At 44.1% G+C, this 11,681-nt stretch carries 12 protein-coding genes and 2 pseudogenes; 3 read left to right on the forward strand and 11 right to left on the reverse strand.

The genetic code is table 11. The annotated features are described in order from the left end of the window. Positions 1–316: 316 nt before the first annotated feature. The 7 genes from O1Q74_RS12310 to O1Q74_RS12335 form a co-directional block, all read right to left on the reverse strand. On the reverse strand, positions 317–2,020 hold the full coding sequence (locus O1Q74_RS12310; protein WP_271873531.1) for a DUF2326 domain-containing protein: 1,704 nt from the start codon (positions 2,018–2,020) through the stop codon (positions 317–319). After that, on the reverse strand, positions 2,011–2,274 hold the full coding sequence (locus O1Q74_RS20375) for an ABC-three component system middle component 6 (protein WP_442953088.1): 264 nt from the start codon (positions 2,272–2,274) through the stop codon (positions 2,011–2,013). Before O1Q74_RS20375 ends, O1Q74_RS12310 begins: the two co-directional genes overlap by 10 nt. Continuing rightward, entirely contained in the window at positions 2,247–2,837 is a 591-nt protein-coding gene (locus tag O1Q74_RS12315) for a hypothetical protein (RefSeq protein ID WP_271873532.1), read from the reverse strand. Before O1Q74_RS12315 ends, O1Q74_RS20375 begins: the two co-directional genes overlap by 28 nt. Further along, the gene (locus O1Q74_RS12320) at positions 2,830–3,081 is read right to left on the reverse strand and encodes a hypothetical protein (protein ID WP_271873533.1); all 252 of its coding nucleotides are present in this window, start codon (positions 3,079–3,081) and stop codon (positions 2,830–2,832) included. Before O1Q74_RS12320 ends, O1Q74_RS12315 begins: the two co-directional genes overlap by 8 nt. 769 nt (positions 3,082–3,850) lie before the next feature. After that, positions 3,851–4,288 carry a hypothetical protein gene (locus O1Q74_RS20290; RefSeq protein ID WP_442953142.1) on the reverse strand — a complete coding sequence of 146 codons (438 nt, stop codon included), beginning with the start codon at positions 4,286–4,288 and terminating at the stop codon, positions 3,851–3,853. A gap of 50 nt (positions 4,289–4,338) precedes the next feature. Then, the gene (locus tag O1Q74_RS12330) at positions 4,339–5,727 is read right to left on the reverse strand and encodes a sensor histidine kinase (protein WP_271873535.1); all 1,389 of its coding nucleotides are present in this window, start codon (positions 5,725–5,727) and stop codon (positions 4,339–4,341) included. Then, positions 5,727–6,404 (reverse strand): response regulator, encoded by a 678-nt coding sequence (locus O1Q74_RS12335; RefSeq protein WP_271873536.1) that lies wholly within the window; start codon positions 6,402–6,404, stop codon positions 5,727–5,729. The genes O1Q74_RS12330 and O1Q74_RS12335 overlap by 1 nt, the downstream gene beginning before the upstream one ends. A 204-nt stretch (positions 6,405–6,608) precedes the next feature. Here O1Q74_RS12335 and O1Q74_RS12340 point away from each other — a divergent pair, with 204 nt between their 5' ends. Next, positions 6,609–7,445: a MipA/OmpV family protein gene (locus O1Q74_RS12340; RefSeq protein WP_271873537.1), complete on the forward strand. Its 837-nt coding sequence runs from the start codon at positions 6,609–6,611 to the stop codon at positions 7,443–7,445. A 186-nt stretch (positions 7,446–7,631) separates the two neighbouring features. Here O1Q74_RS12340 and O1Q74_RS12345 read toward each other — a convergent pair. After that, positions 7,632–7,805 (reverse strand): annotated as a pseudogene (locus tag O1Q74_RS12345) (IS630 family transposase); the annotation flags it as partial. Between the two features lie 58 nt (positions 7,806–7,863). Here O1Q74_RS12345 and O1Q74_RS12350 point away from each other — a divergent pair. After that, positions 7,864–8,259: pseudogene (locus O1Q74_RS12350) on the forward strand (MobC family replication-relaxation protein); the annotation flags it as partial. A 33-nt stretch (positions 8,260–8,292) separates the two neighbouring features. Here the strand turns inward: O1Q74_RS12350 and O1Q74_RS12355 are convergent. Further along, entirely contained in the window at positions 8,293–8,607 is a 315-nt protein-coding gene (locus tag O1Q74_RS12355; RefSeq protein WP_271873538.1) for a CcdB family protein, read from the reverse strand. 2 nt (positions 8,608–8,609) lie between these two features. Beyond that, entirely contained in the window at positions 8,610–8,846 is a 237-nt protein-coding gene (locus O1Q74_RS12360; RefSeq protein ID WP_029729596.1) for a type II toxin-antitoxin system CcdA family antitoxin, read from the reverse strand. A gap of 772 nt (positions 8,847–9,618) precedes the next feature. Between O1Q74_RS12360 and O1Q74_RS12370 the strand changes: the two genes are divergently transcribed. Further along, positions 9,619–10,335, forward strand: coding sequence for a 4'-phosphopantetheinyl transferase family protein (locus tag O1Q74_RS12370; protein WP_271873539.1), 717 nt, complete (start codon positions 9,619–9,621; stop codon positions 10,333–10,335). A 70-nt stretch (positions 10,336–10,405) separates the two neighbouring features. Here the strand turns inward: O1Q74_RS12370 and O1Q74_RS12375 are convergent, their stop codons facing one another. Further along, entirely contained in the window at positions 10,406–11,638 is a 1,233-nt protein-coding gene (locus tag O1Q74_RS12375) for an MFS transporter (protein ID WP_334311364.1), read from the reverse strand. Positions 11,639–11,681: the final 43 nt, after the last annotated feature.

The raw sequence follows: 11,681 nt of genomic DNA on the forward strand, positions 1-11,681 counted from the left end.
TGTCTTTGGCTCGGTTTCCACTTTAGCGCTGTGATTGTTCGGTGATCACCTTACTGCGCTCCGTCTCAGTCACAGCGCTAAAGCTTTGCTATCAGATAGGTAGTGTCGAAGCCATTCCGCGAATGCTATTTTTACTATAAAAGAGTTTATTGGGTTTATAATCCATAATAATTACGCACAGTATAATGAGTTATATGCCCTGACATAGTTCTCAATATTTATTAAAGCGAAAAACTATTTTTTCGATAAAACTTGAAGGTATAAAGTGTGGTTAATAACATAGACCCTGATCATATTTTCAGAGTCTACGATTATTTTATATTTTAAAAAACTTATCATCTTCACTTAATTCGAGAACTGTGTACTGCTCTATAAAATCAGTGTCTACTGATGACAGTTTATCTTTCAATATAGACAATATATATTGACCATTTATAGATGATGCAATATCAAATAATGTTTTTATTTGGTTGGCATGTATGGCTTCAATTCCATCATGCGCAATGAATCTTAATGTTTTTGAGTTATTTTCTTCTTGTGTTGAGAGATAAGCGAGGTCAAGTGCTGAAACCTGAGCTTTCTTTTTACCTTCACCTTGATTGCCTTTACTTTTAATTGCACCTAATGGCTCAACTTTAAAAACATAGTTCCCTTTGCTTTCATCATAACTTAGTATATATTCTTCATTATATAATTCCTTTGTATATTCAGAAAAATATTTATTGAAAACAGATAGTTTTTCGTTAAATCTTTCGAGATTCAAATCGATCTCAGAAGCAACTTCATTTAGCTTTACTCTAGCTTTTTCTATTCTTTCTTCATAATCCAAAATTTGGTTTAATGAACTTTCAAAGCTTCCCTTGTTTTCATAAAGTTTGTTAACATCCTTCTGTATTATCTGAAGGTCACTTAATGACCCTAACTGAGATAATTCCCTCAAGATACGAGACTCTTTCTCGAGCCATATATTTAAATTTCTTTTTACCTCATCAATATTTGTAACCAATGATTCCATTTGAGAATTAATAAATTCAACTTTCTTCACTATCATCTTATTGTGAAAACCAAGTGCCTCTTCAAAGGTTTTACTTATATTAACAACTCTGATAGTAACTTCTTCGTAAAGCTTTTTTAATTCGTCAGGATCAGTATTATCTTGCTGTTCAAGAAGATCTTTTATCGCTTTATCATTTAAACTTCTTTTCATTTCAAGAGCAGACAGATCTAATGATAGTTGAGATACTTTTAATTTTATAGCGTTAATTTCATTCATTTGTGTAGAATAAGATTCACCTAAATTGTAATTGGTGATATCTTTTTCCTTCTCCTTAATTTCCCTTTCAATAACAGATAATGATTGTTCTATTGAATTTTTGGATCTTATTTTCAGAATGACATCAAATTCTTTTTCAATTTTTTTTAGTTCTTTCCCTATTTTTTGTTTTTCACTAAGAATATTAGCATTGTCAAAACCAAATAGGAACAAGTTAAGTGTTTCATAATCAGCCAAAGACGCCATTTGTAATGTTTTTAATGCATTAGACATCTTTTCAGTTGAGTTTCTAATAAAACGGGACATGATTTGTCTGAATGTCGGTTTCAGCGAAGAACTCAAAAATAGATTGAGTTTTAAAGCATCATGGAATGAAGACAGATTGGTGAAAACCGTACCATTTATAGTGGCGTGAATCTTTGAGTTAGCACTAATTATTCGACTAATAGTTAATTCACGATTACTAGTTGTATTTAATATAATCGTGAAGACAATTTCATTATCAACCAAGAAACTCTTTATCTCTGAATCTTCGGTTTTAAATTCAGGATCTATATAAAAATTTTCTTGTTTGGCTCCCAAGCAGAAATCAATTGCTCTCAAAGCTGTTGTCTTACCTACGCTATTCCCTGTTTCTGATTTTTTTACTGTACTTTTATCCAGAATTAAGTTCACACCATTATGAAAAGTAATATCTCTAATCACACCAAGAGATTGAGAGTAAACCTCCAGTTTTTTTAAAAACATATGATAATGTCCCCTTGATTATTAACATCAACCAAATCCAACAAATAAAGCCAATCTAATGTGTACATATACTGAGCAAATGTGATTTTTTTGTTCACGGATTTTTTAAATTTGTCAAAAAGATATATGCTATCAATTACCATTGATGGTTCATTTTTAATACAATGCAATAATTTAGCACCCAAATAATAGATAGTCTGATCGGGTTTTAGGCTGTCAGATAGTATCATAATGGTTTTTCCAACACTTTGCATTCAACAAACGCATGGAAAACAATCAACTCAGAATGTATTGCTATTTCTTCAATACTACAATTAATTGATGATATAGACTTCGCACATGTGTTATTTATGTGCTCTATAACACAATCAATTATTTCATCAGAATTTTCCTTTATTATATCCCTTCTAATCCCCTCTACTTCATCTCTTCTCTTCCCTTTTACAAGTTCTTTGTTTTTAAGAAGAATTTCACCAACACAATCTTTGTATTTGGAATTTATATATTCAAGTGATGTTTCTCTAGCCGATGCTCTAGATTCATTTAGCGTCGTGTATGCCGTTTCTATCATGGATACGTAGGCGTAATAATATTCTATTTTTTCTCTGTGTTTAATTATGTCATTGAATTCTATTTTTCTTTCAATATCATAAGATTGGTAATTATCAGATGGTACATCTTTTCTTGGTGTGCTGGATAATATTGAAACTAATTGCATAAATATAGAAGGGGAACGTACAACATCTACAATTGAATCTTGAATCACAATCTGAGTATTATGGGAACCAAAACCTCCTTTCTGAGAGATCTCACTCATTTTTTTCATCCTTGTCTGTATTAACGTTTCCAAAGTATACATTTTGATTATTCTTTGAAAAAGCGCCACCTTTCTGTTTGACAACGTGTCCAGAAGGCGTCTTACCCACGACAAAAGTACCTATAAAAGTCAAAAGTAAACCTAATGCCGTAAAATACCATGTTGTATTATTGGAAAACCAAGCTGAGACAAAAGCAGTGATACACCCTAATAAACTCAGTATCCTAATGATTTTTTTAGCCATTTCGTATCTGCTATGTGTATACGCTGTATCAACGCAGCGGAGTGAAAGCCTCACTCAAAAATGTGTAAATTCAATATCTCATACACATTAGTTGGTTACAACACATACATGCCTATCATGCCCGCTATACGTATGCAATCCTAGTATTATTATAATGTTTGTTCTGAAAGACCGTTCAATTATAGTTTTAACACCCAAAAGTATAAGTGAGGATATCCTCACTTATACTTCCTACCATTCACATAAAGCGGTGGTCACTCTGGTGGTCTTGACAAAAAGAAAAATTGAGTTTAGCTTACTTATTAGCCAGTTACTGGCAAAGGCGATCCCAGTCAGAGGAGCCAATTTAGAAAATCCCGCTTAAAGAAATTTAAGCGGGATTTTTGCTTTTCAACATCTTATCCAACAAATTCACGTGCAAAACATTCCTGATGCCCCCCGTTTTCCTTCTGCATCGTGAGAATGTGGTGGTCAGATTTGTGGTCAAGTTGGTTCGATCCCAGAGTGCCCCCCAAATGGCGCTTAATGACTCAAATATCCACAACGTAACGGTATCCGTAGAAAGTGGATCACTACATCGCGGGAAATGCTCTGCGGCTGGTTAGCCGTGCCAACGAACCGCTGCCACGGCAAGTAAAGCTATCGACGGAATAATCCTTTCAACACGGCTGTAAACTTACAAAGAAGCAAGTTACGCGTGGAAAATATTCAATTTCAGGGAATGGCTAATTTGGGGGCGGGATGTTTCGCTGTATAGCTGAGTGTCATGCTAGCAGGCTCTATCGCCGTCAGTCCATCGCTTGATATCACTTATATTTGGCGACCTGATGCCCGTACTCAAAATATTCTTAGTGGTGTATAGATTGATCTTAGCTTTATCACCACCATGGTTTGCTATCTCAATTAGCGTGTTGTTAATCAGCAGCCCTTCTGAAAGAAACTTTTGATTGATCTCGCCTTCTTGACGCTCGCCGTCAAACTCGCTAAATACGATGACCGGATTTCCTGAATATGATTGATACTCCAGACATTGCCTTGCCATGTACCTTAGCGTTCGATAAGTATCGGAGGACCCCGTCTTGCTAATGAAACTGCCGTCTAAAGATGATTGGCTGTTTTTTAAATCGCTTACGGTTATGGCGCATCCGCTGAGTGATATAGAAAATAATATTGTAACCAGGGGAAAATATTTCAATTTATGCTCCAGTATTCTGGTAAATGTCCTACTCAGAGTTGTGACTAAAATGGTGATTTTTTTCAGGCGGAATGGTGATTTGGGAAGTCAACAATAACCATGAGTCCACCTTCTGCTGACGTGCTCAGGAAAACACGACTGTTGTGTTGCTGCGCAACCGCTTTGACTATTGCAAGCCCCAATCCGCTCCCACTTTGTATCTGATTGGGATCACGAAAGAATCTGTCGAACACCCGCTCCCTCAATTCAACCTTGATGCCTGGCCCTGCGTCTGAGATACGCAGTTGAGTGGATGTATCTAACGATCGTACCTCTACCTCAACCCGCCCGCCCTCAGGACTGTACTTCACGGCATTTTCAATCAAGTTGTCGATCAGTGACATCAGGCGTTCCCTGACACCCGTAATCCAGACTTCATCATGAGAATAGAACTCCAGCTCAATTCTGCTCTCCGCAGCTAGCGGTGCCAGCTCAGCCATTCGCTCTTGAATGAGCGTGGTCAGCGGCACAGGCTCCATAGCCGTGTCAATGCGCGCTTCACTGTGCATCAGCAACAGCAACTGATTGACGAGACGAGCAGCACGGCCATTGCTGCGAATAATCCCTGCAAGTAATTCCTGTTGACTAACGTTGCTTGCATCGGACTGTAAAGCCTCAACGTTGACTCGCATTGCAGCCAGCGGAGTACGCAACTCGTGTGCGGCATCGGCAATGAAAGTCCGCTCCCTTTCAGTGCTTTCTCGTACCCTGGCAAGGAATATATTAATCGCGTCCACTATTTGGCGAAGTTCCTTATGCTTTGGAACTGCTTTTAAGGGAGAAAGATCTTCTGGTGTTCGCAAGGAAACTTCATTTGCCACTTTGTTCCAGGGGCGCATTGCAATGCGGATTGACAGCCACGCAGGAAACAAAAGAAAAGGAATGCATACCAGCAGCGGTAATATGTAATATCCGCGCGAGTTCAGGTATATGAAGAAGTTCCAACCTCCGGCAGGCGTGACCAGAGTCACCTCTGTGTCGGAATGACCAGACTTCAGAGTACGGCTAGTCCAGGTTCGGCCGTTACTCTGCATATTCTGAATCATCCCATAATCGGTGTTTGTCACGCCTACTGGAGCGCCATCAGATGAATAAATGATCTCTTTATTCTTCCGAACGATTAGGCTGATTGACATTTTTGGGTCTTCACCTCCGCCATAACCTTCCCGCAGCGCCTTGCTGAACGTTTCCAGCACATCGGTTAGATCGTGCGGGCGATCCCCCATACGATCCACCACTGTCAGAATGGTTTCATAGGTTTTGCTGCCTGATAGCATTGGAGGGCTACGTAAGTTATCCCATAAAATGTAGGTCAGAAAAATACACCAGAGCAGCGTGAGTAATAGCATCTGGGCGATCATAATTCGCCGTACGAGCGTTGGGATTCTCAGATTGCGCCAAAAGTTACGCATCAACCTGCCCCCTTCTGAATGGGTACGGTGTCAATGACAAACCCCACGCCTCTCACCGTTCGCACATAGCCGTCACCGATTTTGCGACGCAAATTTCCCATATGTACATCGAGCGTATTGCTCATATTTTCTTTTGTACCGAAGATCCTTTCTTCCAGAAAACGACGTGTCAGAACGCGGTCAGCGCGCAACATTAATGTTTCAAGCAGCGCGTATTCACTTGCCGTCAAATCAACATGACTCTCACTCACTGTCACGCGACGCGTCGGCACATGGAGAGATAGCCCTCGAATCTCTATCACCTCATTCTGAAAACCGTAACTGCGCCGCACAAGTGCTCTCACCCTGGCCAACAACTCAGCGAGAACAAAAGGTTTAACAAGATAGTCGTCTGCACCGGCATCCAGCCCAGTTAAGCGATCTTGCAGAGTGCCCCGAGCCGTCAGGATGATGACAGGGATCCCCTTGAACTGCTGACGCAGACGCGTCAGCAGGCTCATTCCATCACCGTCGGGTAGGCCGAGGTCGAGCAAGACCAGTTCTGGCACGCATACATCGAGTTGATGCAGAGCATCCACTTTACGGCGAACCCATATGACATCTAATCCTTGGTCTGTCAGGGCAATACGTACGCCATTGCCAAGATCGATGTCGTCTTCGATTAGGAGAATTTTCACAATAGTGACTTTATCAGCAGTGAATGAAGAACGTCTGAAGAAAAAACGGTATCAGGAAATCTATCAGGTTTGCAGAACGGGTACTTACTTCAGTATTTCTTCATTTTTAGCTCATGAGAACTTCAGGGTCAGCATTCAAACTGAGCGTTCTGACGTTTAGAACCGCTTGTATCGTAGTCAGTTGAACCCACAAGGACTTCCTTAATGAGACACATCGAACTGAGTCATAAGTTCCTCCATTCACTCTCGGGGCGTACCCTGAAAAAATCGTTGTCGGGATTTATCCTGGCGTTACTGGCCACCCCAATACTGGCAGCAGGACAACAACAGGGTAACCAGTTGACCCTCGGGGGAGGCGCGGATGTTGCACAACGTTATTCTGGTTCGGATGAAAACCGCGTCACGACGGCCCTGGTAATTGATTACGCTATGGTAAATGGTTTCTTCGTCAGTACCACGCGTGGTATCGGTTACGGTAACAGCATCGGCAAATTTGATTACAGCGCTGCGCTGAGTTATCGCGCAGGCCGAAAGGATCGTGACGTGGACAGCGACTCGCTCAGCTACGGTAGCGACGACTTGCGCGGTATGGGTGACGTCAAAGGCTCGGCTATCAGTGTGCTTGGCCTAGGATACGAGGTCACCGACTGGCTTAATTTGCAATTGCAGGCTGAGGTACCGGTTTCTCAGCGAAGCAATGGTGAGGCCCTGCATTTCAGCATTGTCAGCCCGCTTTATACGTCATCGAAAAACTCTGTGACGCTGACGCTGACCAGTAGTTGGGGAACCAGTAAGTACATGCAGACTTACTACGGAGTAAGTGCTTCACAGTCGGCCGCATCGGGGTTTACTCGATATGATGCCAAGTCTGGAATTTATGCCTACTCACTGAATATGGACTGGACGCACAAGCTTAATCAAGACTGGAGCGTAGTTGCCGCAGCAGGTTTTACGCAGTTGGCTGGTGACGCACGAAATAGTCCAATTGTTCAACGAAAAACATCGCCCACGGGCAGCCTGAAGGTGACATATAGCTTCTGATCGTTGTTCGACGTGTACTTCGCGGTAGCTTGTGGCTAGGCGCTGTCAATAAATTCAAATTCGCCCCCGCCCCAGTTCAGATAATGGGGCACTACTCAACTTACCATATCGCCTCGATTATGCCATGTCACTCAGCGCTATGTTAATAACTATACTTAATTTGAGGAGCAACAAATGAATTTAAAACTGACGCCCTTTGAGCATCCAGTCCGCGCCGATTTTCGGGTTCAGGTCGATATCCACTTCATCCTGATAAAATACCGGATGGGGCGACAGCTTCCGGGCGACGGTCTGTTCGATGGCGAGTCGCTTTTCCTCATAATGCGGGTCTTTGATTTTCAGTGTTGGCGCGGCTTTGCGTCAGACAATAAGCTGGTACTCCTTGAACCGAAAGATGATAGCGATACACCGCAGACTCCTCAGCCTTGAGGAAAAAGGCGGTACAGGCTGGCTTAACGGCGACCGGGGAGAGTTTATGTCGCGATACCCGGGTATCCGGCACAGACCGGACGGCATTATTACCTTAAGCAGCGGTGCCATCGTTGCAGTCGAAACAGAGCGGTTGATGAAAACCCGCGCCCGTTACATCAGCATCATTAACAGTCATCTCGCCGCCAGCGACGCCGGACGCTGGCACTATGCGATGTATGTTATGCAGAACAACAAAACCAAAATCGCGCTCATCAGGCTGTTTGACAGTATCAGGACAGTGGTAAGGAACGGAATTTCGGTTCCGTTTGATGCGAAAAACCGGGAGATGTTTCTCTTCCGCACGACAGACGAACTTGAACAGGCTCCCGTCAGCGACGATTAAAGGCATGCCTGTTTAACCGCACAGAAAGAAACGTCAGAACCCGTCGATGAGGAAGTCTAGTGCCGCCTTTACCTGAGTACGGTACTGCGACGCATCACAAAACACCGCACCTAGGGCCTGGACAGGGATACTTGCCAGCTCGTGGGTCATTACGGCGTATTCTTTGCCGTCCGTCAGCCTGACGACGGGGACAAGGCGCTCCGGCCGGCGGCCTGCCGGATACTTTTCAATCGGGAGCAATGGGATCACTATCCGACGATTCAATTGCCCAATAATATCGCTCGTGACATCGAGCAACAGCGGGTAAACGACGCTTTTCCCGGTATTACCGTATACGGTGAATTGCATGGTTAAAACGTCCTGTATTCATCGCTGAAACACCCCTGCTCATCATGAAAACGATTTAGTGCTGCGAGAGCCTCCCTGTTTTCTTCCTGCCATTTTTTCGCTTCATGAGAGCGAAGCTCTGCATCCAGGGCAGTTGTCAGGGTAGCACTCAGATTAATGCCCGCCTCACGCGCTCTTACCAGTAAGGCACGCTCTACTGTCATTGTCACGCTCTGCGTGTTGCGTTGTTTCGCGGTCATGGTTTCTCTCCTGCATGAAATACGTGTGTATCACACGGAACAATACACTTATCATAACACCAAAAACAGGCCCTGCTACCATTGCAGTCCTGCAAACTTCACAGTCAGCCGCCATACCTGAGCCGTCGTTTACAGCAATCGCCGATGTACAAACGCCGTTTGCGGGATGCGCGGACTCTTTGCCGGGAAGGCCAAAAAGCTGGCTCTGGTTACTTGTATGCGCAAACTGATCGCAATTTTGAATGCCATGGTAAGGGATGAGCAGAAATGGGACATTGCGCTTCATAACGTAAATTAAAAACGCTTTCTTAAAGACAGTTGCTTGCGGGACGGGTTGTGTTGGGAAACGATTAGCCGGAAGCTGATACGGGAAGAGAAATCACGCGGGAGAAAAAACTGCCCCTGCATAGGCGGGCCTGGCGCTCCTTGGTTCGCAGCGGTGAAATGGGTTTGAGAAGTTGAATTTTGTTTCATTAACTCATATCTGAGCTGGTGGTACTCTGAACTAGAACTCCCTGAGAAAAATGTCACGTTGTGTCGTTACTGATGTTGGCTCAAACTGTAAATCTAAAAAAGCGGATGGTTCAGTTCTGAGGGGGACTTACAACCCCAGCTATAAGTAACGTCTCAGCACCAGAGCCGAATTAATTCAATTTTGAAATAAATCTTATATTTTGTCATAAAATAACCTAAACGCATGCGTCAAAAGGAGGGATGACCATACGATGAGTTTTCCTCTTTCCCTAGCCATTATCCAACAGTGTTAGAATATATGTTTACTATAACAACGCTCTCTTCGTTACAGACTCCCTTTATCCTCCACGAGGAAAGTGGTTTTGTCACAGATACCCCCACAATGCGCGTCTGCCTGATACATTTTGATAGCCATTACTATCAGGATGCGCTCTTTGAAATATTGTCAGTCCCTTTCGCACCAATGCTACAGTCAGCAATGATAAAAAGGCGGGCAGAATATCTGGCAGGGCGCTATGCCGCACAGACGCTACTCAGACAACAAGGCTGCCATGATGCCGTCACTATGGAGCGAAGTCGCGCCCCGAAGTGGCCAGCAGGATGGTGTGGCAGTATTTCACATACCGATAATCATGCAATTGCAGTGCTTACACGGCAATCCGCAAAGCTGACACCTGGAGTAGATATAGAGCGACGATGCCCAACAGTCATGAATGAAACCGCACACGTCTTTACCAACCTTCAAGAACGCTCGCTACTTTATCACTGTAATACAGAGTACGAGACGGCATTGCTCATTACTTTTTCAGCCAAAGAGAGCCTGTATAAGGCGCTCTACCCACAGGTATTGCAAATGTTCAGTTTCAATGCTGCCACAATCTGTGAACTGGACGTCCAACGACAGCGCTTTTGCCTGCGGCTCACACAAACGCTTTCCCCGTCGCTCCCGGCGGGGTTCGAACTGTCTGGGCAGTACCTATTTCAGGGTGATGACATCATCACCCTGATTACCTGACATTTTAATTACCTATTGGTAGAGCAACCGGACGTAAGCAAAAAACCAACCTACGTACCGGATGTCAACATTACGCAACGGCGTCGGCAACATTCTTGTTCGCTAGCTGTCTGAGCAGCGCGACCAAAAAGCATATCGCAGCCCCTCCCCCTACCAGCGCCAACGAATCAAAAGCCGTTTTTCCAACGTTTAGATACATCCAACGCGCGGCCTCTACGGCAGCAGCGCTTAAGCTAAGTACCACCATATTGAGTGACGCAGAAACCGTTCCTTTAGACAGCGAGTTGGAGAACAGAGTAAAACGATAAAGCGTCGGAAAAATCAACCCCGCGCCGAATGCATACAGGCTAAGCCCGACCACCGACCACAGCCATAAATGTGGTGCTACGATATCTCCCCCTATCAGAAGCAACAGTCCCGCCAGTTGAAGCGGAACGGTACGCCAGATAAAGCGTGGCGACGCGGGATCGCGGATAAAACGCGCAACAGCAATACTGGCAAGAATGACTGCACCAAAGACAGGAACTTGCGTCCAGGCAAATTGTGAGGCATTAAACCCTCCCCGATCGATTAAGATCAGTGGAGAGATAGCCACCCAGGTCATCACCGGAATATAACAGCAGGAAATCGTCGCCGAGCCAAAGAGGAATGTACGCTCACAGAACACATCACGAAAATCACGCATCACCTCTCTTACCGGTAGACGCCAACTTGTCCGGTTGCTAATCGTTTCCGGCATAAAGAACAATAATCCTAGCCAGGTCGCCAGTCCCATCATGGCAAAGAGACCAAAGAGCATTTTCCAACTGAGCCACTGCATTAAAAATGCACCCGCTAAAGGGCCGATAATCGGCGCGATCAGCACAATAGAAGAGATGATTGCCATCAGTTTTATGGCTCTGGTTTGGCCGAAGACTTCCTGCACCGTGACATAGCCTACGGTGGAGATAAAACCAATGCTGGTTCCTTGAACAAAACGGGCCACCAAATACTGTTCCATTGAACTGGTGAACAGCATAACGACGCAGGAAAAAGTGAAAATCAGCGAACCGGTAAGCAGAACAGGTCTGCGCCCTACCCGATCAGATAATGGCCCAAGTAGCCACTGTAAAGCCATACCACCAGCCATATACAGGCTGACCGACGCCGATGCCATGCCCACATCGGCCTGAAAAGACGTCACAATATCAATAATTCCGGGCTGTATCATATTAGTGGTTAGATAGGCGGCAAAATCGAAAAGGATCAGGGCAGCAGGAAAGAAAAGCGCCTGATTACCTGAAAGAGGACTATTCCGTTGCATTATTTTATCTCCCATAGAGAAAGCCTCTCGTCAAAACATAAGA

It is taken from the genome of Pectobacterium sp. A5351, from assembly GCF_028335745.1.
Lineage (GTDB): Bacteria > Pseudomonadota > Gammaproteobacteria > Enterobacterales > Enterobacteriaceae > Pectobacterium.